Origin of the sequence: Stenotrophomonas sp. CASM101 (assembly GCF_049384845.1) — a bacterium.
Lineage (GTDB): Bacteria > Pseudomonadota > Gammaproteobacteria > Xanthomonadales > Xanthomonadaceae > Stenotrophomonas > Stenotrophomonas hibiscicola.
The window spans coordinates 56,053-77,267 of record NZ_JBMRFR010000001.1; the positions used below are offsets into that span (position 1 = coordinate 56,053).

Consider the following 21,215-nt stretch of genomic DNA (forward strand, 5'->3'; position numbering starts at 1 on the left):
CTTTATTTGGAGGCCTCAAGCGGAATCGAACCGCTGTAAACGGATTTGCAATCCGGTGCATAGCCACTCTGCCATGAGGCCAACGTACTTCACGCCAGGAACGTAGCCCTGACAAGACAAAACCCCAAGATGGGGCCTGTCGGAACATGGAGCGGGAAACGAGACTCGAACTCGCGACCTCAACCTTGGCAAGGTTGCGCTCTACCAACTGAGCTATTCCCGCGTAAGCCGACATGCTACCGGAAATCCGGAAAACACACCAGCGATTTCACCTTTCTGACTGCGCGTAAAGCCTTGTGGCCCAACGTGCCCCGCCTTGCCGTGGCGGGAGAAAAACAAGGCCCCTACCGGGGCCCTGTAGAATCTGGAGCGGGAAACGAGACTCGAACTCGCGACCTCAACCTTGGCAAGGTTGCGCTCTACCAACTGAGCTATTCCCGCAGATTCCGTTCGACCTGCGTCGAAGGAGCGCCATTGTGTCCAAATTCCTTCACGCCGTCAACAGTCTTCACATCATGCGGTCACGGGCGTCCGCGCTGGGGTACGCTGCCCCGCCCAAGCACGGACACCGCCGATGCCGAGACGCTACGTCCGCCTGTTCTGGTTGCTGGTCGCGCTGACCTGGCTGGCGCTGATCGCCGCGCTGGTCAATGCCGGTTTCACCCCGGACTACTGGCTGCTGCACCGACTGGAAGGCGCTGAGCTGCCCTACCCGACCAGCACCGTCATCCTGTTCGCGCTGCTGGGAACGGTTGAGCTGGTGGTGGCCGCGTTGATCGTGCGGCCTTGGAAACTGAAACGCCTGTGGCTGCGTCTGCTGATCGCCTTTGCCTTGCTGCTGGTGTGGTCGGTACCGTGGATGCTGTCGGCGATGCACCAGCCGCCGGTACAAGGCATGCACCTGCTGTGGCTGCTGCTGTTGGACGTGGGCCTGCTGCTGGCGCTGTGCGGGGTGTCGGCGGTGAGCGCGTGGCGGGCGTTCAGGCGTCCGCCACCACGCTAGGCCTATTTCCGGAACTCCACCCGCACGTGCTGGCCGAAGCGCGCCTTGGCCTCGCCATCGAACTCCAGCACACACTCCACCACCTTGGCCACGCCACGCCCTGCATCTTCAGGCAGGCGTGCCTGCGCGAACACCGGGCTGATGCGTACCACGCGTGCGGTCGGCAGCGTGCCGGTGTTCTCGGCACCATCACTGTCCGGTACCACCGCCGCTTTCATGCCTACCTGCACCGCATCGGCGTAGGCGGCGCTCAGTTCGGCGCGCACCTGCAGCGGGCGCGCCGGCAGCAACGAGATCGCCGGCTTGCCCGCCTGCACGAAGGCACCGACGCCCGGCACCTGGCTGACCACGGTGCCGGCTTCCGGCGCGCTCAACGACATCTGCTGCAGTTTCAGCTTCGCGTGCTCCAGCTTGTGCTGCGCCATGTCGACCTGCGCACCGGCCACGTCGACATCGGCGCGCACGCCGGCCAGCTGCTGTTTGGCTGCATCGGCCTGCTGGTTCGAGGACACGCCTTCGCTGGCGCCCGTGGACAGGCGAGTGGCGTTGCGCTCCAGTTCGCGCAGCTGCGCCTGGCTGCCCTTCAGGCGGTCATTGGCCAAGGCCAGATCGGCGCTGGCCATCGCCACCTCCTGCTGCAGCAGGGCACCATCCAGCGACAACAACAGCTGCCCCTTCTTCACCGTGGCGCCTTCCTTCACCGGTGCGGCGATGATCGAGCCATCCACCGGCGGTGCCAGCGCGATCAGGCCACCTTCGACGTCAATGATGCCCCGCGCCACGGCGACCTTGCCGGCGGCGGCAGTACCCTCCTTGCCTGAGGGGGCCGATGCAGCGGTGGGCGCTTCCCTGGAACAGGCGCCGAGCAGCAGTGCCGCGGACAGGGCCAGGCTGAGGGGAAGCAGATGCGACGTCTTGGTCATGGGGCGGACTCTACGGTTTCGTTCTGGCGGCGGTCATCACGGACCATGCCGTCTTCCATGGCGATCACCCGATCGGCATGCCGGATCAGGCGCGGATCGTGGCTCACGCACAGCACGGTGGCGCCATGCGCACGTGCGTAGCGATGCAGGATGTCGATCACGCGCTGACCGTTCTCGGCGTCCAGCGCGCTGGTGGGTTCGTCGGCGAAGATCAACGTCGGCGACTTGGCGAACGCGCGGGCGACAGCGACGCGCTGTTTCTCGCCACCGGACAGCTGCGCCGGGCGCATGTGGCTGCGGTGGCTGAGGCCGACTTCTTCCAGCGCCATGCGGGCCAGCGGCTCGCTTTCGCGATTGCGCATGCCGCGGTAGCCCAGTGGCAGCTGTACCTGCTCCAACGCAGTCAGTGCCGGGAACAGGTTGAAGCCCTGGAACACGAAGCCGACATGGTGCAGGCGGAAACGCTCCACTTCACTGCGGGTCATGTGGCCCACGTCCTGGCCCAGCGCGTGCACGCGACCGCCATCGGGTGCGGCCAGGCCGGACAGCAGCGACAGCAGCGTGCTCTTGCCGCAGCCGGACGGGCCGGATACCAGGGTCAGCTCGCCGGGATAGATGTCCAGCGACAGACCACGCAGCACCGGCACCTGCACATCACCGGACATGAAGCCTTTTTCCAATGCTTCGGCCTGCAGGGTCGGGGCGATGGCGCGTGTGGAAGTCATCGGCCGGTCCTCAACGCAGCAGCAACGATGGATCGGAGCGGACGACGCTGCGCACCGCCATGATGCTGGAGAGCATGGCCATCACCGCGACCAGCGCCACGCAGCCCAGGATCACCATCGGCGTCAGCTGCACCGGTACGCGCTGGGTCTGCGCGATCAACAGCACCACCGTGCTGAACGCCGCCGCCAGCAGCATGCCCACGCCACCGATCAGCAATGCCTGCTCGAACACCACCCGCGCCAGCGCGTAGCGACCGGCACCGAGCGCATTGAGCGTGGCGTACTCGCGCGCCGAACCTGCCACTACCGAGGCGAACGACTGGTTGGTGATCACCGCGCCGACGAAGCAGACGATGACGGCCATGAACAGCACCGCGATGCCGGCGCCGGTGTCGAACAGCCAGTATTGCTGCGAACGGCTGGCGAACGCCAGCGCGGTCTAGAACTCGACCGGCGTAGCTTGGCCCATTGACGCGGCCAAGCGATCGCGCACGCGCTCGGCCAGGTCCGGCGAGCGCAGGCCCGCCACGAAGTAGGTACTGCCCTCATGTGGGTCGGTACCAGCGATGGCGCGCGCGGTATCCAGCGAAGCCAGTACGTTGACACCACCAAGGCCACGCAGGCCCGGCTGCGCGGCAACCACGCGCACGGCCTTGCCATTGATCCAGGCACGGTTGTTCTGCAGGTCCACGCCGAGCGTATCCAGATCGGCGCTGTCGACGATCACCGCACCCGGCTCGCGAAGCTGCGCGCGCAGGTCGGCGGGCAGGATGCGCGCGAACATCATCGCGTCGTCCTGGGTGGAGATGCCGGACAGGTACACCGACACGTTGCCGGTACCCTGCGCGCTGGAGCGCCATTCGCCATCAACCCACTCGTAAGGTTCGACGCGGGTGACATCCGGGTCCATGCGCAGGTGGCTTTCGACGTCGGCGCTGATCGCATGGCCGTAGTTGACGCTCTGGGTGCCGGGGAAACCGGCCCAGATATCGGCCGAGGATGCCTTCACGTAGATCGCAGCGGTACCGAAGATGCCCAGCACCAGTGCTGCCTGCACGATCAGCAGCACGCCGGCGAAACACATCGCCAGCACCACCGGCAGGAACCGGCGCCACTCATAGGCCAGGGTCTTGCGGGCCAGCGCGATCATTGCGGTTCGCCCTCAGCCTCGACCGGCAGCGGTGCGCCGCCAAGGGCGCGGTACAGCGAAGCAAACGCCAGCACGCGTGCGCCCTGCGCACCGATCAGATCCGCCTGCGAAGCGAGCGCGGCACGTTGCGTGTCCAGCCCATCGAACTCGCTGGACAGGCCCAGCTGCACCTGCCGCGCCTGGCGCTTGACCTGCTGGTTGGCGGCATCGTTGGCCGCGCGCAGCGACTGGATGCTGCTGTCCTGGCGTGCAAGGCTGCCCAGCGCACCTTCCACTTCGCTCACGCCTTCCAGCACGGCCTTGCGATACCCGAGCAGCGCGGCGTCCAGTTGCTTCTCATCGGCATGGAAACGCGCACGGCGTTGGCCCCAGTCCCACAGCGGAATATCGACGTATGGACCGATCGACGGACTGGAGTCGGAATTGGAGCGCGCGTTCTGGGTGAGGTTGTAGGCATACAGAATGGAGCCGCCGAGGCTGATCCGCGGGTACATCGCGGCGCGCGCCGAGCCCTTGCTGGCGGCGGCCTGCATCACCTCCGATTCGGCCAGCAGGATCTGCGGACGATGGCGCAACAGGTCCGCCGGGACCTGCTGCAGCGAGAACGTGCCCAGCTTCGGCGGCGTGCGATAGGCGCGCCAGGCCGGATCCGGGCCATCTCGCCCCAGCAACACTGCCAGCGCGCGGGCCGCGTTGTCAGCGTTTTCCCGGGCCTGTGCCGTGGCCGCGCGGGTGGCGGCCTGGCGTGCACGCAGGCGATCCAGTTCGCCCGGCTCGTCCAGACGCAGGCGCTGGCGGACCCGCCCCAGTTGTTCGCCGCGGTCGTCCACGGCCTGCTGGCGCATCAGCAGATCCTGCTGGGCCTGCGCCACGGTCAGGTCCAGATAGCTGCGCACCACGTCGGCAATCACCGCTACCTGCGCGGCATTGCGCAGCGCCTCGGCATTGCCGGCCGAGGCCTGCGCGCTCAGCTGCGCACTCTCGGCGGCGCCGAACAGGCCCAGGTCCCAGATCGCTTCAATGCCGGCATGGAAGTAGGTATCGACAGCGGCGGCGTCCTGCACCTGCTTGGCGCTGGCGGAGATTTCCGGCAGGAAACGCGAGTCGGACGTGCCAGCGACGATCCGAACGGCCTGCAGGCGCAAGGTGGCCTGCTGCAGGTCGAGATTGCCGGCGACCGCCTGATCGACCAGGCCATCCAGCGCCGGGTCGGCCAGCACCTTCCACCACTGCCTGGCGTCCACCGCCACGCCCTGGCCCTGCGGTACCTGGGTCCAGGCGCTGGGTGTGCGATCAGGCAGGTCCGGGACGGGCACCGACATGCAGCCGGCCAGGGCCAGGGTTGCCAACAACGCACCGGGGCGCAGCACTGCCTGCAGGGAGAGTCCGCGCCCTGTCCTGGGCACTGCCACTGAAGTGATACGCCTGACCACCAGCCCGCCAACGTGTAGAAGGAGCATGAAGGCTACCGTGCGATTGTGGAGCGAACATGGAGAATTGGTCCGAAAACGGTCACCACACGCGTGCGGTTCAGGCAACGCTGCCCCAGTCTTTCACTGCGCTTTCAACGCGTTCCCGGTACAGAACACTGGATGCTTTTCACGGCGCATTGCACATTGCGACGTCTCCCCGGCTCGACGTACCACACGCGTGAACTTTCCCCGCCGCTGGCAGCCAATCGCTTCGATCACGGCGGTGCCTGTCGGTGCATCGTGGTCGCGCTGACCGCTCCACCGGCCTCGAACGCTTGCTGGCGACCCATGGGCGCATCCGGTCCGACAAACGAAAAACGCCCCCTTCCGGGAGCGTTCTTCTTGAATCTGGAGCGGGAAACGAGACTCGAACTCGCGACCTCAACCTTGGCAAGGTTGCGCTCTACCAACTGAGCTATTCCCGCAGATTTCGTTCGACCTGCGTCGAAGGAGCGCTATTGTGTCGGCATTGCTGCACGGCGTCAACAGGAATTTTCACGAGAAGTGAGGGGGTGGCGTTCAGGCGCCCCTGCCTGCTCCCTTCACGTGCGCAGCCCGCGGCGATGGAAGTAGACCTGTTCGGCAATGCGGCGCATGACCGCTGTATGCAGCAGTACATCGAGCGGCCAATCGGCCTGCAGATGATCCATCGCCCAGCGCAGCACGCGCTTGCCATGGAACGCCGGGGCGACCTGACGCGCCACCCGTTCCGCTTCTGGCCCTTGCCCACGCAGATGGCGGGCAATCGCCTCACCGACCGCCCAGCCGTGCCGCCACGAAGAGTGGATGCCCCCGGCGGACAGCGGCGAGACGATGCCCGCAGCGTCGCCGGTCAGGATCAGCCGCTGGCCGGTGATCGGCCCATCCGGCCGGCCGCAGGGCACCAGCCCTGCACGAGTGGCCGAGGGGCGCACGGAAGGCGGAATGCCGACGACATCGCGCACGTGGTCGAGGAAGCCATCAATGTCCGGCGGCCGTACCTGTTGCGGGTCATGACGCAGCGCCAATCCCACCTGCAGGCCGGTTGGATTCTGCGCGACCCAGCCGATGTAGCCCGGCGCGTAGCGCTTGTTGACGAAGCAATGCAGCGCGTCACCCTGCGGCAATTGCAGGTCGGCGAACTCACGCTCGACGCCGTAGAGGTTGTCACGCACCTGGCCGAGCCCGGTGCGATGTGCCACGCGTGAGCGTGCGCCATCAGCACCAACCAGATAGGCGCATCGCCCTGCCCCTTCCACCTGCCAGCCGTCACCACAGCGACGAGCGTCGGTGAAGGACTGCTGCAGGCGCAGGTCGACACCGTTCGCGCGCAGTTCGCTGGCCAGCCAGCGCATCAGGTTCGGCGTATCGGTGGTGAGGAAGTAATAGCCCGGCGCGACCAGCAACACGCTGCGCAGGTTCGGCGCATACAGGCGCACGTTGGCAACGCGCTGCACGAGGTGCTCGGGCATGCGCCCCAGCCAGGTCTGCTCCATCGCCTCTTTCACCACGATGCCAGTGGTGTGCAGGCGCTCGCCGGGGTCGGCCTTGCGTTCCAGCACGCAGAAGCGCAGACCGTACTGGGCGGCAGCCAGTGCGCAGGCGGCACCGGCGAAACTGGCGCCGACGATGACGACGTCGTGGTCGTAGGCGGGGGAGGTGTGAGGCATTTCGGCATCGCCGTGGAGAATCGGAGATGCAGCTTCGAACTGCCGCGTGACGAGCCGAAGGAGTGGCGGTGAAGTGGGAATGAAGCGCGGAATACGCAGACGAAAAACGCCCCCTTGCGGGAGCGTTTTTCTTGAATCTGGAGCGGGAAACGAGACTCGAATCCACCGTCCCAACCTTGGCAAGGTAGCGGTTGAAGCAGCTGACTGCGTAATGTATGAGTGGCACCGTCACCCAAACCAGCGGCCAGCTCCGGCAGGAATGCCACTGCTTCCATTTCGGAAACATTGCATGGACCGCGCCACATCAAAGCCTGATGGTGCATGCCCCTTCCTCACGCATTCAACGATGGCGATTCCAGTCGATCAAATCGTGTTTCTGCTGGCCACCGACTGTTTCAGGGAGGTGCTCCTTTCAACATTTCCGAGAAGCGATGCTGAAGCTGCGCGGCTTGCAGCACAGCGGACTGTGAGCCAGCTGGTCGATGGAGGAGATAACTACTACCTGTACGCCAGCTTCAGCGAAGCAAGGATAGGAAGCACTCATGATGCATTCTTCGACGATCTCCGCTCGCTTGGCGCCTCCGTCCGATTACAGAACCACGTTGCACTTGTGATTCAAGCACTACCAACTCCCGGAGCAGCAACGATCCGCGCATGCGATACGATCACGTCCATCGCCAGCTACCTCTTCTGGCTGGAAAGCGAGGCTCTATGCAATCCGATTACAGCGGAGCTCGTTGATGCGATCGCCGCGATAGAACCGCTTGGCCTGCAACGCGAGCCGCCCTGCGTGGATTGGCATGCAGCCTGGACCCATTCGGAGTCCGAGCAGGATCGTTACGTTGCTTCGTTGATGGATGGAATTGACGATGCGCCCGTGTACGTGTTTAACGATGTGCAGGCATTCACTGTTCGATTCGATTTTCTCTCACTGTGGAGAGCGCGACTTGGCGAAGCCTGCTTTGGGCTGATCAGCAAGTTCATCGCGACCGAGGCGCACTTGAGGCTGGACGATCGCGATGCTGACGCCGCTGGTCACATCGATCAGATCCTTGCGGCGATCTAGAACGTTGAGACGACAGATTCAAACCAGAACGAAAAACGCCCCCTCGCAGGAGCGTTTCTCTTGAATCTGGAGCGGGAAACGAGACTCGAACTCGCGACCTCAACCTTGGCAAGGTTGCGCTCTACCAACTGAGCTATTCCCGCTTGGGAGGCGAAATTCTACCTATTCCAAGGATGGCGTCAAGCGCTTTTTTCCAGAGTCTGCGAGGCGCCTTGCACCGCGTATCCACGCATGGCGTGGATCCACTACAGCATCCCCGCAAACCGATGGATCCACGTCCTTCGTGGATGCAGCATTTCCAGTAGATCCACGCCATGCGTGGATAGCGGATCGATGGGCTCAGTTGCCCAGCTTCTTCTGCCGCGCACGCTCGCGCGCAGCGCGCTCGTCATCGCGCAGGCTCGGCCAGGCGGCGTGCAGGTACTGCAGGCCCGACCACAGGGTCAGCACCGCGGCAATGGCCAGGGTCCAGTCGCCGATATGGAACACCGGCCAGCCCATCCAGATGTCTTCCACCGGCACGTTGGGGGCCACCGAATACAGCAGGCACAGCAGCGCGACCATCTGCGCGGTGGTCTTGACCTTGCCGATCATCGCCACGCGTACCTTCGCGCGCTGGCCCAGTTCGGCCATCCATTCGCGCAGCGCCGACACCGCGATCTCGCGGCCGACGATGACCGCCGCCCAGAACGCCATCCACGGCGTCGGGTGGCCCTGCACGATCAGGAACAGCGCTACTGCCACCATCAGCTTGTCCGCGACCGGATCGAGGAACGCGCCGAAGGCCGACTCCAGCTGGTAACGGCGTGCGATCCAGCCATCGAGCCAGTCGGTGATCGCGGCCAGGCCGAAGATCGCCGCCGAAGCGAAGTTGGTCCAGGTGTAGGGCAGGTAGAACACCAGCACCAGCACCGGGATCATCACGATCCGCAACAACGTCAGCCAGGTGGGCAGGGTCAACTTCATGCTTGCGTGCTTCTCTCTCTACTCGGCCGCATCGGGCGTGGCCAACCCGTGCAGGTTAGCGTAGATACGTGCCGCGAGGGCGTCATTGATGCCTTCCACCTTGGCGATTTCCGCTTCGCCAGCGGCTTTCAGGCCCACCAGGCCACCGAAATGCTTGAGCAGGCTGGCGCGGCGGCGCGGCCCGATGCCGGGGATATCCTCCAGCTTGCTGGTCATCCGTGCCTTCTGGCGGCGACCGCGGTGACCGGTGATGGCGAAGCGGTGCGCCTCGTCGCGCACCTGCTGGATGAACTGCAACGCTGGATTGGCTGCGCCCGGGCGCAGCTCGCGACCGTCGGGCATCACCAGCGCTTCGTGGCCGGCGCGGCGCTCCACGCCCTTGGCCACGCCCACCAGCAGCACGCCTTCCACGCCCAGATCGGCCAGTGCGGCCTGCGCCTGCGCCAGCTGCCCGGCGCCGCCGTCGATCAGCAGCACGTCCGGCAGCACGCCCTGCTCTTCCACCGCACGGCGGAAGCGGCGGTCGATGGCCTGGCGCATGGCGGCGTAGTCATCGCCCGGCTCGATGCCGCTGATGTTGAAGCGGCGGTACTGCGCACGCACCGGGCCGGCCGCATCGAACACCACGCACGAGGCCACGGTAGCCTCGCCCAGGGTGTGGCTGATGTCGAAACATTCGACCCGCTTGACCGGCTCGGCCAGGCCCAGCATCTCGCGCAGTGCGTCGCTGCGCGCCTGCTGCGCGTTGCGGCTGTTGAGTTCGGTGGCCAGGGTCAGCTGCGCGTTGCGGCTGGCCAGTTCCACGTAGCCGGCGCGCTCGCCGCGCACGTTCCACTTCAGCTGCACCTTGCGCTCGGCCGAGGCCGAGAGCGCGGCAACCAGCAGGTCGGCATCGGGAATCTCGCGGTCCAGCAGGATCTCGCGCGGCGGCTCGAATTCGATGTAGTACTGCGAAACGAACGCGGCCAGCACTTCCTCCGGGCTTTCCTCGCCGTTGGTGCGCGGGAAGAACGGGCGGGTGCCGAGGTTGCGGCCATCTCGGAAGGCCAGCAGCAGCACGCAGGCCTGCGACCCCTGCGTGGCCACCGCCAGCACGTCCAGGTCGGCAGCACGGCCATCCACGTACTGGCGGGTCTGCATGCTGCGCAGCGAGGAAATCAGGTCACGCAGGCGCGCGGCCTGCTCGAATTCCAGTGCCTCGCTGGCGGCCTGCATCTGCTCGCCCAGCTCGCGCGTCAGTTCGTCGCTCTTGCCCTCCAGGAACAGCGCGGCGCGGCGCACCGATTCGGCGTACTCGGCAGGCGCTACCAGCTCCACGCACGGCGCGCTGCAACGGCCGATCTGGTACTGCAGGCACGGCCGCGAACGGTTGCGGAACACGCTGTCCTCGCAGCTGCGCAGCTTGAACAGCTTGTGCATCAGGTTCAGCGTTTCGCGTACCGCGGTCACGCCCGGGTACGGCCCGAAATAGCGGCCGGGAATGGCGCGCGGGCCGCGATGCAGCGCGATGCGCGGCCAGTCCTCGCGGGTCAGCAGTACATGCGGGTAGGTCTTGTCGTCGCGCAGCGAAACGTTGTAACGCGGCGATAGGGATTTGATCAGCTGGTTTTCCAGCAGCAGCGCCTCGGCTTCCGAGCGCGTGACGGTCACGTCCATGCGCGCGATCTGCGAGATCATCGACATGATCCGCGCGTTCTTCGGACTGCCGTTGAAGTAGCTGCCAACGCGATTGCGCAGTGCACGGGCCTTGCCCACATACAGCAGGGTGTCGTCGGCGGCGTACATGCGGTACACGCCGGGCGCGGTGCTGAGCTGGGCCGCGAAGGCCTTGCCGTCGAAGGCCGGGGCGGGAACGTCGGTCATTCGCTGATCGGCACTTCGCTGAGCACGCCGCTGTCGGGATCGAATCGCAGCACGGCATGGGCGTCGGTCTCGGCAATCCACACCGCCCCGGCCCCCACCGCCAGGCCGGCCGGGCCATGCAGGCGACGCGGCAGCGGTTGGGTCGTCAGTTCGCCTCCGCCCAGGCGCAGCGTGCGCAGGCGGCCGTTGCCGGTATCGGCAATCCACAGCAGCGGCGCATCCGGGCTCAGCGCGATGGCCTGCGGGAACTGCAGGCTGGCCTGGGCGCGGGGACCGTCTTCACTGCCGAAGCGCCAGGGCCCCTGCCCGACCAGGGTCTGCACCAGGTCGCCACGCAGCTGAAGCGCGCGGATCGAGGAACCCAGCGCATCGGCCACGTACAGCACCTGCTGCACCACGGCGAGCGCGGTGGGCTGGGCGAAGGCCGCCAGATGGCCGCTGCCATCACGCTCGTCAATGGAGCCGCTGCCGGCGCGCCATTGCAGGCTGCGCTGGCCCAGGTGGTAGCTCCAGATGCGGTTGTCGCCGGCCATCGCGATGTGCAGCTGGTTGTCGGCAATGGCCAAGCCGACCGGGTGGTCCAGCGAGACCTGCCGCGGCTGCGCAACCGGACCTTCCACCGGCGCACCGGGGCGCCCGTTGCCACACAGGGTGTCGACGATGCCGGTCAACAGGTTGATGCGGCGCACGGCATGGTTGCCGGTATCGGCCACGTACAGCGAATCGCGCTCCAGCACCAGCGCCTGCGGGCGATGGAATGCCGCTTCGGCAAGGTTGCCATCCATGAAATCGGCGGTACCGAGGCCGAACTGGCGCAGGATGCGGCCACCGTGGCTGCATTCAAGGATGCGGTGGTGGCCACTGTCGGCGATGTACAGGCGCTCGGTGCTGACTGCCAGCCCCAACGGGAAGCGCAGGGCCTGGCGCGGTTCCGGATGCAGTTCGCTGCCCCCGCGCGACGGCGCCGAAGGGGCTCCCTGGCACAGCGCGTTCAAGGCGCGTTCCAGTTCACCGGGGGCCCCCAGCCCGATCAGCCGTTGCTGCTCCCTGCCCTGTGCATCCAGCAGCACCAGGGTCGGCCAGGCGCTGACGCCGAAGCGGCGCCAGCCATCCCAGTCGGCATCCAGCAGCACAGGCATGGTCAGGCCCTGGCGACGCAGCAGTTTCAGTGCAGCGCTGGCGTCACGTTCGAAATCGAAGCGCGGCACCTGCAGCACCAGCGGCTGCAGCTTGCCCGGATGGCGCGACAGCCATTGGCCGAACTCGGCCAGGCGTTGCGCGCTCCAGGCGGAGGCCGCATTGACGAACAGCAGCGCGACCGGCCGGCCGCGCAGTTCGGTCAGGGTGCAGGGGGTGGCGTTGAGCCAGGTGGCGAACTCGGGCAGGTCCGGGACGGGCTGGACGTTCATGATCCGATTATGCCGGAGTCGGCGTCATGCAACAGTCGTGCCACTGCACGTTTTGCAGCATCGTCGACCAGCGACCAGACCTGTTCGAAATGATCGCTCCCGCCGGTGTACGGATCGGGGATCGCGATCCGCCCCTGCGCGCCGGACCAGGGCAGGTACAGCGCCAGCCGTTCGCGCTGCGCCACCGACGCCAGGCGACCGGCGTCACGCAGGTTGGCCTCGTCGGCACACAGGATCCAGTCGAAACGGTCGAAATCCGCGGCCTGCAGCTGGCGTGCGCGCAGGCTGCCGATGTCCACACCGTGCCCGGCCGCGCAGGCGATCGCACGCCGGTCCGGTGGCTCGCCCACGTGCCAGTCGCCGGTGCCGGCCGAATCCACCTGCACCCGCCCGGCCAGCGGCGAGGCCTCCAGGCGTGCACGCAGCGCACCTTCGGCCATCGGCGAACGGCAGATGTTGCCGAGGCAGACGACCAGCAGCCTCATCGCGCGGCCATCGCCTGCAGCAGCCGCTCGGCGCGCTCCAGGTCCTCGGGCGTGTCGATGCCCGGCGGGAACGGTTCGGGCGAGATCGCCACGCTGATCGGGTAGCCCGCTTCCAGCACGCGCAGCTGTTCCAGCGATTCGACCTGCTCCAGCTGGCCTGGCGGCATCGCCGCGAACCGCTGCAGGAAACCGGCGCGGTAGCCGTAGATGCCGATGTGGCGCAGCCAGTGGTGGCCGTCCGGCAGCGTGTCGCGGCTGCGTGCGAAGCCGTCGCGGTGCCAGGCGATCGGCGCGCGGCTGAAGTACATCGCCTCGTTGCGCACGTTGCGCACCAGCTTCACGACGTTCGGGTCGAACAGGGTGTGCGCGTCCTCGACGGTCGTGGCGAGAGTCGACATCGGCGCAGTGCCAGCGACCAGCGCATCTGCCACCGCGCGGATGCCGGTCGCCGGTGCGAACGGTTCGTCGCCCTGCAGGTTGACCACCACCGTGTCATCGGCCCAGCCGGCAATGCGTGCGCACTCGGCCAGGCGATCGGTACCCGAGGCATGCGTGGTCGCGGTCATCGCCACCTTCACCTCGGCCAGCCCGGACAGCGCATCGGCAATGCGCTGATCGTCGGTCGCTACCCAGACCTCCCGGGCGCCGGCCTGCAGCGCGCGGCGCGCCACGAGCAGTACCAGCGGTTCACCACCCAGCAGGCGCAACGGCTTGCCGGGCAGCCGCGAGGCGGCATAGCGGGCCGGGATGGCGACGACGAATTCGGTCATGGGGCGGTACTCGGCAGGCTCGTTACAAGGGGAATGCGGCCGGCGGCGCGTGAATGCAAGCGCCGCTGCGCCGCTCAGTTCGGTCGCAGCTTGTCCAGGCGGTCAGTCAGCGCCACCCAGAACGCGGCGGGCAACTCGGCGCGCAGCGGAACCGCGTAGTGCCAGTCGTTGCCGAACGCCCGGCATTTCACCGCATCCTTTTCGGTCATCAGTACCGGCAGCTGGCTGCCGAAGGACAGGTCCTGCGGCTGATAGGCCTGGTGGTCGGCGAACGCATGCGGCACGACGCCGATGCCACGCGCGCGCAGCATGTCGAAGAAGCGCTGCGGATGGGCGATGCCGGCCACCGCATGCACGCGCTGGCCCTTGAAGTACGCCAGCGGGCGCGCGCGGCCACCGGCCAGCGGCTGCGCACTGTCGATGTGCAGGGCCATTGGCCACTGGCCGAAGCCACAGGCCTGTGCCGCGGTCTCCTCATCGGCCTGGCCGAGATTGACCACGCGGAAATCGCACTCGCTGGCGCGGCTGACCGGCTCGCGCAGCGGCCCGGCCGGAATCATCCGGCCATTGCCATAGCGACGCTGCGCATCGACCACTTCGATCTCGATGTCGCGCGCCAGCCGGTAGTGCTGCAAACCGTCGTCGCAGACGATCACATCGCAGCCGGCCTCGATCAGCGCCTTGCCGGCAGCAACCCGATCACTGTCCACGCGCACCGGCACGCCGGTCTTCCAGGCGATCAGCACCGGCTCGTCACCGCCCTTGGCGGTTGGCGTGTCGGCCCGCACCCACAGCGGCTTGTCGGCGTCTTCGCGACCATAGCCGCGGCTGGCCACGCCCGGCTTCCAGCCGGCGGCACGCAGGCGCTCCACCAGTGCGATGGTCAGCGGCGTCTTGCCAGTGCCACCGGCGGTGATGTTGCCAACCACGATGACCGGCACCGGCAGCGTGTAACGCTTGCGCCAGCCACGCCGATAGGCGCGCCGGCGCAGCGCGGTGACGCCGGCGTACAGCGGTGCCAGCAGGCGCATCGCCCACGGAACCGGGCTGCCGTCGTACCAGTACGCCGGGGTCTGGGTACCCTTGCCGGCCATCAGTCCTGCCTTTCGCGGAACTGCATGCTGTGCAGATGCTGGTACAGGCCGCCCAGCTCGAGCAGCTCCTTGTGGGTGCCGCGTTCAACGATGCGGCCATGGTCCATCACCAGCACCTGGTCGGCATGCTCGATGGTCGACAGCCGGTGCGCGATGACCAGCGTGGTGCGTTCGGGCATCAGGCGCTGCAGCGCGTCCTGCACCAGGCGCTCGGATTCGTTGTCCAGCGCCGCAGTGGCTTCGTCGAGGATAAGGATCGGGGCGTCGCGCAGGATCGCGCGGGCGATCGCCAGGCGCTGGCGCTGGCCACCGGACAGCAGCGCGCCGTTCTCGCCTACCGGCGTCTGCAGCTGCTGCGGCATACGTGCGATGAACTCCCACGCGTTGGCGGCTTCGGCCGCCGCGCGGATCTGCTCGTCGGTCGCTTCCATGCCATAGGCGATGTTGGCGGCGATGGTGTCATCGAACAGCATCACCTTCTGCCCGACGATCGCCACCTGCCGGCGCAGGTCGGCCAGCGGATAGTCATCCAGCGCCACGCCATCGAGGGTGATGACGCCGCCACTGGGCTCGTAGAAGCGTGGCACCAGCCGGATCAGGCTGGTCTTGCCGCTGCCGGAACGGCCGACAATGGCCGTCACCGTACCCGGCCTGGCAACGAAACTGATGTCGTCCAGGGCGATGCCACTGTCTTCGCGGTAGCGCAGCATGACGTGGTCGAACGCCAGTTCGCCACGCACGCGTTGCACGCGGTGCTGGCCTTCGTCGCGCTCCACCGGCATGTCGAGGATGCCGAACAGGCGCTCGGCGGCGGACACGCCGCGCGAAATCGAGGTCTGCACGCTGGTCAGGCGCCGCAGCGAAGGAATGATCGCCATCATCGAGGTCATCAGGCCCATGAACTGGCCGGCATTGAGGCGGCCGGCCAGGGCTTCGCGGGTCGACACCCAGACGATCACCGCCAGCGCCAGTGCGGCCAGGAACTGCACCACGCTGGACGCCGCTGCGCGGGTCACCTCGACCTTCATGTTCAGCGCCAGCATGCGGTTGGCCAGGCGCGAGTAGCGCGAGATCTCATGCTGCTGGGTGCCGTGCACCTTCACTTCCTGCTGCGCCGCCAAGGACTGCTCGGCGGTCTGCGCCATCGTGCCCATGCCGTCCTGGATGCCGCGGCTGATGCGACGATAGCGCTTGCCCACGTAGGACACGATGGCACCGATCAGCGGCACCACCAGCAGCATCGCCAGGGTTACCTTGACGCTCATCTGCAGCATCACCGCCAGCATCGCGATGATGGTGAGGGTATCGGCCACCACGGTCTTCAGCGCGTCGGCGCTGGCCTGGGTGACCTGCTCGGTATCGAAGTTCAGGCGGCTGACCATCACCGGCGTTGCTTCGGTGTCGAAGTGCGACGACGGCAGGTGCAGGTACTTCTGCAGCACCTGCTCACGCAGGTCGCGGACCACGCTGCGGCCGGTCTTGGCCAGCGTATAGTCGCTGACCCAGGTGGCCACGCTGCGCATCAGGAACAGGCCGAGGATGGTCAGCGGCAGGACCACGGCCGCGCGCGGCTGCGGATCGACAAACCCCTCGTTGACCAGCGGCTCCATCAGCTTGGTGAAGTGATAGCCGGCCAGGGCTTCGACCACCATGGCGATGACCGCGCCCACCATGAACACCCAGTAGGTGCGGGTGTAGCCCAGCAGACGTTTGTAGATCGGCCACACCGGCGCGTGATGGGAACTCATGGACGCACCTCTGGCGCAGTTGCAATGGCGATACGACGGAAACCGAGCTGACCGAGCGCGTCCTGCGCAGTCACCACGGCCTGGTAGGGAGTGCGTGCGTCGGCGCGCAGCAGCACGGGCTGGCTGCGGTCACTGCCGGCCACGGACGCGATGGTCTGCTTGACCGACTCGACGTCGCTGCGCAGCACTTCCTGGTCATTGATGAAATAGCGGCCTTCGGCGTTGATCAGCACGCTGAGCGAACGCGGCGGCTCGTTGTTGGGCTGCTGGCTGGCGGTAGGCAGCTGCACCTGCAGCGTCGAGCGCGCATCGAAGGTGGTGGTGACCACGAAGAAGATGATCAGCACCAGGATGACGTCGATCAGCGGAACCAGATCGATATGCGGCTCATCCTGGGAGCGGTCATTGCCGATACGCATCGATCAGGCCTTCGCCGTCGCGGCGTTGGCCGGTCGCGCCGGCGCGGCCGGGTTCATCACCCCGGGGCGACCGTCGAGCGTGTCCAGCAGGGCACTGGCTTCCTGCTCCATTTCCACCACGTAGCCGTGGATGCGGCCCTTGAAGTAGCGATGGAACATCAGTGCCGGAATGGCCACGATCATGCCCGTGGCGGTGCACACCAGCGCCTTGCCGATACCGCCGGCCAGCTGGTTCACGTCGCCCACCCCATGGTCGAGGATGCCCAGGAACATCTGGATCATGCCGATCACCGTGCCCAGCAGGCCCAGCAGCGGGCCGGCCGAGGCAATGGTGCCCAGCGCGTTGAGGAAACGTTCCATGCGGTGCACCAGGTGGCGGCCGGTGTCCTCGATGCGCTCGCGGATCTGGTCGCGCGGACGATTGCGGGCTTCCAGCGCGGCCGCCAGCAATGCGCCCAGCGGCGAGTTGGCACGCAGGGTCTGCAGGTGCGCCGGGTCAAGCTTGCCGCGTGCGGCCCAGTTGCGCACTTCCTGGCCGAGGCCGGGCGGCATCACTTCAGTCCGCCGCAGGGACCAGAAACGCTCCAGGATGATCGCCAAAGCCAGTACGCCCAACAGCAGCAGCGGCACCATCGGCCAGCCACCGGCCTTGACCAGTTCCCACACGTTTCAACCCTCCGGCCCAACGGCCGCTTGTTCGTTCGGCGATAGGATAGCAGCCGACCGCGCCCGCCCAGCGGCATCCCACCACCGGGATGCGTGGATACGCTGTTCACGCAGCTGCAGCCCTTGTGCACCAAGCCATACGCGGATCGCGCCGGAGTCGGCCGTGGCCAGCACTTCCGCCCCCTGCGCCTGCCAGCGTTGGACCACGTCCTGGCGTGGATGGCCGAAACGGTTGCGGTGGCCGGCCGAAACCACCGCCAACCGTGGCGCCACGGCGGCCACCCACGGCGCGCTGGAGCTGCCACCGCTGCCATGATGCGGCACCAGCACCACATCCGCCTTCAGCGCGGCCGGAGACGCCTGCAGCAGCGTCCGCTCGGCCGGCCGGCCGATGTCACCCGGCAGCAGGACCACGCCGTGGTGGCTGGCGATGCGCAGCACGCAGCTGTCTTCGTTCTCGGCCTGACGGCTGCCCGGCGCCGGGTGCAGGACCTGGAAATCTACCCCGTCCCACTGCCAGCGCAGCCCGTGGTGGCAGGACGTGGCGCCAGCGATGGTGCTGCCCGGCGGCGCCAGCAGCTGCAGTCCGGGCAGCTGCCGTCGCAGGCTGGACAGGCTGCCGGTGTGATCCAGATGGTCATGGCTGAGCATCACCTGCCGGGGCGGCGCCTGGCCGAGCGCGCGCAGGGCCGGGACCAGAATGCGCTCGTTGCCCTCGCCGCCGGTCGGAGGCCCTACGTCGTACCAGAGTGCGTGCCGCGCTGTACGCACCAGCACCGCTGTGCCCTGCCCCACATCGTGCACCAGCAGCTCCAGTTCCCCCTCGGCCGGTGCATGCCGCGCCGGCCACAACAGCGGCAGGCACAGCAGCAGGCCCGCCAGGCCACCGCCGGCGCCGCGTGGCAGCAGCCACCAGAACACCCCCGCCAATGCCGCCGGTACGGCCCAGCGCGGCGCCTCGGCCAACCACCACATGGCCTGCGGGTGCAGCGCCAGTGGCTGCAGCGCCTGCCAGCTCAGCTCGAACAGCCAGGCCGCAGCACGCCAGGACCAGCGGCCGGCTCCCTCGTGCAGCGCATGCAGCCCCGTACCCAGCAACGACAACGGCACCACCAGCAACGTCCACCACGGAATGATCGGCAGGTTGACCAGCGGCCCCAACCGCGCGGTGCCGCCGAACAGGGCCACGCACAGCGGCAACAGGCCGAGGCTGGCCACGCCCTGGGCGGCCAGGAAGCCACGCAGGCCCCCACCGGCGCCCTCCGGCCCGGTTCGCGGCAGGCACCACAGCAGCCACAGCACCCCGCCAAAGCTGAGCCAGAAGCCGGCCGACAACACCGACAGCGGCGCCGGCAGCAGCATCACCATCGCGGCCAGGGCCAACCCCTGCCCCGCACACACCGGGCGACGTCCGGCACGGGCCAGTGCCACCAGCCCGATCATCAGCGCCGCGCGCACCGTTGGCAGCGCGCCGCCGGCGGCCACGGCATAGGCGGCTGCGGCCAGCGCTGCACCCCATGCCGCCGCCTGCGGCCGTGGCCAGCAACGTCCCAGCACCGGGCACAGCCACCACGACAAGCGGCACAGCAGTACCCCGAAGCCCGCCACCACGCCGACGTGAAAACCGGAAATGGCGACCAGATGGGTCAGGCCCAGCGCGCGCAGGTGTTCCCAGTCGGCATCGGACAGCCCGCGGGTATCGCCCAGCGCCAAGGCCTGCACGAACCGCGCGGCAGGATGTGCCACCTGCGTAGCGATGGCGTCACTGCTGCGCTCGCGCCAGGCTGGCAGGCCCTGCGCAGGCGCGCGCTCACGCGCAGCCCCCGGGTCGCGTACCGTGCCATTGCCGGAGATGCCGCGCAGCAAGGCATGGCGTTCGCCGTCGAAGCCGCCGGGATTGATCCGCGAACGTGGCGCACGCACGCGCAGCGGCAACTGCCAATGCGATCCCGCACGAACCGCATGCCGCCCGCCCTCGGCCTCGTGCGCTGACGACCCGCGCCACGGATCGTTCCAGGTGACCTGCAGGCGCTTGCCGCGCAGCGCTGGCAGCGCATCGGCCTCATCCACGTGCAACACGAAACGGGTGTAGCCGGGCCCCCGCTGCGGAAGATCGGCGACTCGTCCGCTCACCCGCACATCCTGCGGCGGCGCGCCGGGTGGCAGCTGGCCGTGCAGCGCCCAATGCCCGTGCAATGTTGCCCATGCCAGGCCGAGCACGATTGCAGCCCAGGGGCGGCCGCGCCAGCGCAGCAGCCAGCCCGCGCCGCCGGCAACCGCCATCGGCGCGCTCAGCCACAGCGGCAGCAGCGCCGGCATCTGCACGCAGGCCAGCGCGCCCAGCACCAGGCCGGCAGCGCAGCCGGGGCCGAACAGGGCCGGCGCGGAACGTTCGGAAGCCATTCCATCAGCCTGCCGCCAGGCGCTACAGGCTGCCTATCGGGGTTTCCCCCGCGCGGCTGTCAGCGCCGGACGGTGCCGCGATGGAAGTTGACCCGGAAGCTGGCACCACCGCCGGTGGCCTCGCCGACACTGACCGAGCCGCCGTGATGCTGCACGATTTCCTTCACCAGATGCAGGCCGAGGCCACTGCCGCTGCCCGCCGCGCGCAGGCGATGGAACGGCTCGAAGATCGCTTCACGGTCACTCACCGGAATACCGGCGCCCTGATCGCTGACTTCCAGAAGGCCACGTGCATCCAGGCGCACGCAGATGGTGCCGCGCCCGCCGCCGTGGACGATGGCGTTGTGCACCAGGTTGGCTATCACCCGCCCCAGCGCCAGGCTGTCGCCATGGATCCACACGGGCGACTCCGGCGCATCCACCTCGAAGCCATAGCCGGCGCCGACCACCAGTGGCGCCAGATGGGCGGCCGCTTCACGCACCAGCAGCGCCAGATCCAGCCGCTGCAGTGCGCCGACATTGCGATCGAGCCGCTGCAGGTCAAGCAGGTGCTCGGCGACGTTGCCGAGCCGCGCCACGTCGGTCAGCAGCTGCGATTTCAGCTCACCCTGCGGCAGCTGCGACAAGCGCGCCTGTACCACTGCAATCGGCACCCGCAGCTCGTGCGCGGCATCGGCGAGGAACTTGTCACGTGCTGCATAGCCCTGCTGCACCTTGTCGATCGCGTCGTTGAAAGCTTCCACCAGCGGCGCGACCTCGGTCGACACCAGCTGCGCATCCAGCCGCGCACCCGGCTGGCCGATATCCAGCTCCTTGGCCTGCTGTGCGGACCGACGCACGCCGCGCATCGCACGGTGGATCACGGTCGGCATCACCAGCAGCGTGATCACGATCAGCGGCAGGAAGAACCACAGGCCGATCAGGCGCAGCACCATCAGTGCGCCGTCCAGCAGCCCGCCCTTCGGCGCCCCGCCCACCATCACCGTGATGCGCCGCCCATCCTCGTTGCGGATCATCACCCGCGCAACGTCCAGATAGGGCGGCACCAGTGAACCCAGTTCGGTGGCGCCCACCGTCGGCAAGCGTGCCAGCAACGGGGCGTGGACCGCAGGAATCGTGCCGCGCTCCAGCCACGTGCCCCTGTCATCAACCGCCGCGAACCAGAGGTTGCCCCCCGCCCCGGCATTGAGCCTGTCCCAGCGCGCCTGGTCCAGTACCAGCCGGCCGCCTTCGCTGTGCACGGCTTTGGCTACCGCCTCGGCCGTGAACATGTCCATTCCCCAAGTGTCCTTGTCGCCCCAGGTCAGGATCAACGCGACCACCGCGAACAACACAGTGAAGGCCTGCGCCAGGAACAACCGCCAGGCCAGGCCGAGCGTGATGGAGCGGATCGGTCGGGTCATC

At 67.6% G+C, this 21,215-nt stretch carries 17 protein-coding genes, 5 tRNA genes and 1 pseudogene; 2 read left to right on the forward strand and 21 right to left on the reverse strand.

Annotated elements, in window-relative coordinates:
• Nucleotides 1-7 precede the first annotated feature (7 nt).
• From VG543_RS00345 to VG543_RS00355, 3 genes are all read right to left on the reverse strand, one after another.
• Nucleotides 8-81: transfer RNA gene (locus VG543_RS00345), tRNA-Cys, on the reverse strand.
• 66 nt (nt 82-147) lie between these two features.
• Nucleotides 148-223: transfer RNA gene (locus tag VG543_RS00350), tRNA-Gly, on the reverse strand.
• Nucleotides 224-365: 142 nt separating this feature from the next.
• A tRNA-Gly gene (locus VG543_RS00355) sits at nt 366-441 on the reverse strand.
• Nucleotides 442-574: 133 nt separating this feature from the next.
• Here VG543_RS00355 and VG543_RS00360 point away from each other — a divergent pair.
• The gene (locus tag VG543_RS00360; protein WP_021202080.1) at nt 575-1,003 is read left to right on the forward strand and encodes a hypothetical protein; all 429 of its coding nucleotides are present in this window, start codon (nt 575-577) and stop codon (nt 1,001-1,003) included.
• Nucleotides 1,004-1,005: 2 nt separating this feature from the next.
• Here VG543_RS00360 and VG543_RS00365 read toward each other — a convergent pair whose 3' ends face one another.
• From VG543_RS00365 to VG543_RS00390, 6 genes and pseudogenes are all read right to left on the reverse strand, one after another.
• Complete coding sequence (locus VG543_RS00365; protein ID WP_423177436.1) at nt 1,006-1,926, reverse strand: HlyD family secretion protein; 921 nt, start codon at nt 1,924-1,926, stop codon at nt 1,006-1,008.
• Complete coding sequence (locus tag VG543_RS00370) at nt 1,923-2,651, reverse strand: ABC transporter ATP-binding protein (RefSeq protein ID WP_019658988.1); 729 nt, start codon at nt 2,649-2,651, stop codon at nt 1,923-1,925. The genes VG543_RS00365 and VG543_RS00370 overlap by 4 nt, the downstream gene beginning before the upstream one ends.
• Nucleotides 2,652-2,661: 10 nt before the next feature.
• Nucleotides 2,662-3,801, reverse strand: a pseudogene (locus VG543_RS00375) (ABC transporter permease).
• Entirely contained in the window at nt 3,798-5,261 is a 1,464-nt protein-coding gene (locus VG543_RS00380; protein WP_423177438.1) for a TolC family protein, read from the reverse strand. Before VG543_RS00380 ends, VG543_RS00375 begins: the two are co-directional and overlap by 4 nt.
• A gap of 361 nt (nt 5,262-5,622) precedes the next feature.
• Nucleotides 5,623-5,698: transfer RNA gene (locus tag VG543_RS00385), tRNA-Gly, on the reverse strand.
• 117 nt (nt 5,699-5,815) lie between these two features.
• A complete protein-coding gene (locus VG543_RS00390) occupies nt 5,816-6,922 on the reverse strand; it encodes an NAD(P)/FAD-dependent oxidoreductase (RefSeq protein WP_423177439.1) in 1,107 nt (368 codons plus the stop codon).
• 289 nt (nt 6,923-7,211) lie between these two features.
• Here VG543_RS00390 and VG543_RS00395 point away from each other — a divergent pair, with 289 nt between their 5' ends.
• A complete protein-coding gene (locus VG543_RS00395) occupies nt 7,212-7,988 on the forward strand; it encodes a hypothetical protein (RefSeq protein ID WP_423177440.1) in 777 nt (258 codons plus the stop codon).
• A gap of 67 nt (nt 7,989-8,055) precedes the next feature.
• Here VG543_RS00395 and VG543_RS00400 read toward each other — a convergent pair.
• The 12 genes from VG543_RS00400 to VG543_RS00455 all read right to left on the reverse strand — a co-directional run bounded on the left by VG543_RS00400 (nt 8,056) and on the right by VG543_RS00455 (nt 21,214).
• Nucleotides 8,056-8,131, reverse strand: a tRNA-Gly gene (locus VG543_RS00400).
• Between the two features lie 196 nt (nt 8,132-8,327).
• Nucleotides 8,328-8,954 (reverse strand): CDP-diacylglycerol--glycerol-3-phosphate 3-phosphatidyltransferase, encoded by a 627-nt coding sequence (gene pgsA / locus VG543_RS00405; protein WP_012510614.1) that lies wholly within the window; start codon nt 8,952-8,954, stop codon nt 8,328-8,330.
• An 18-nt stretch (nt 8,955-8,972) separates the two neighbouring features.
• Nucleotides 8,973-10,817: an excinuclease ABC subunit UvrC gene (gene uvrC, locus VG543_RS00410; RefSeq protein ID WP_423177441.1), complete on the reverse strand. Its 1,845-nt coding sequence runs from the start codon at nt 10,815-10,817 to the stop codon at nt 8,973-8,975.
• Nucleotides 10,814-12,226: a hypothetical protein gene (locus VG543_RS00415; protein WP_019658993.1), complete on the reverse strand. Its 1,413-nt coding sequence runs from the start codon at nt 12,224-12,226 to the stop codon at nt 10,814-10,816. Before VG543_RS00415 ends, uvrC begins: the two co-directional genes overlap by 4 nt.
• A complete protein-coding gene (locus VG543_RS00420; protein WP_180877538.1) occupies nt 12,223-12,711 on the reverse strand; it encodes a low molecular weight protein-tyrosine-phosphatase in 489 nt (162 codons plus the stop codon). Before VG543_RS00420 ends, VG543_RS00415 begins: the two co-directional genes overlap by 4 nt.
• Nucleotides 12,708-13,481, reverse strand: coding sequence for a 3-deoxy-manno-octulosonate cytidylyltransferase (gene kdsB, locus VG543_RS00425; RefSeq protein ID WP_423177442.1), 774 nt, complete (start codon nt 13,479-13,481; stop codon nt 12,708-12,710). The genes VG543_RS00420 and kdsB overlap by 4 nt, the downstream gene beginning before the upstream one ends.
• 74 nt (nt 13,482-13,555) lie before the next feature.
• The gene (gene lpxK / locus VG543_RS00430; RefSeq protein ID WP_019658996.1) at nt 13,556-14,575 is read right to left on the reverse strand and encodes a tetraacyldisaccharide 4'-kinase; all 1,020 of its coding nucleotides are present in this window, start codon (nt 14,573-14,575) and stop codon (nt 13,556-13,558) included.
• Complete coding sequence (gene msbA / locus VG543_RS00435) at nt 14,575-16,323, reverse strand: lipid A export permease/ATP-binding protein MsbA (protein WP_134729525.1); 1,749 nt, start codon at nt 16,321-16,323, stop codon at nt 14,575-14,577. Before msbA ends, lpxK begins: the two co-directional genes overlap by 1 nt.
• The gene (locus VG543_RS00440) at nt 16,320-16,742 is read right to left on the reverse strand and encodes an ExbD/TolR family protein (protein ID WP_005415977.1); all 423 of its coding nucleotides are present in this window, start codon (nt 16,740-16,742) and stop codon (nt 16,320-16,322) included. Before VG543_RS00440 ends, msbA begins: the two co-directional genes overlap by 4 nt.
• Before the next feature lie 3 nt (nt 16,743-16,745).
• The gene (locus VG543_RS00445; RefSeq protein WP_134729523.1) at nt 16,746-17,408 is read right to left on the reverse strand and encodes a MotA/TolQ/ExbB proton channel family protein; all 663 of its coding nucleotides are present in this window, start codon (nt 17,406-17,408) and stop codon (nt 16,746-16,748) included.
• A 3-nt stretch (nt 17,409-17,411) separates the two neighbouring features.
• Complete coding sequence (locus VG543_RS00450; RefSeq protein WP_423177443.1) at nt 17,412-19,811, reverse strand: DNA internalization-related competence protein ComEC/Rec2; 2,400 nt, start codon at nt 19,809-19,811, stop codon at nt 17,412-17,414.
• Between the two features lie 59 nt (nt 19,812-19,870).
• Nucleotides 19,871-21,214: a sensor histidine kinase gene (locus tag VG543_RS00455; RefSeq protein WP_423177444.1), complete on the reverse strand. Its 1,344-nt coding sequence runs from the start codon at nt 21,212-21,214 to the stop codon at nt 19,871-19,873.
• Nucleotide 21,215: the final 1 nt, after the last annotated feature.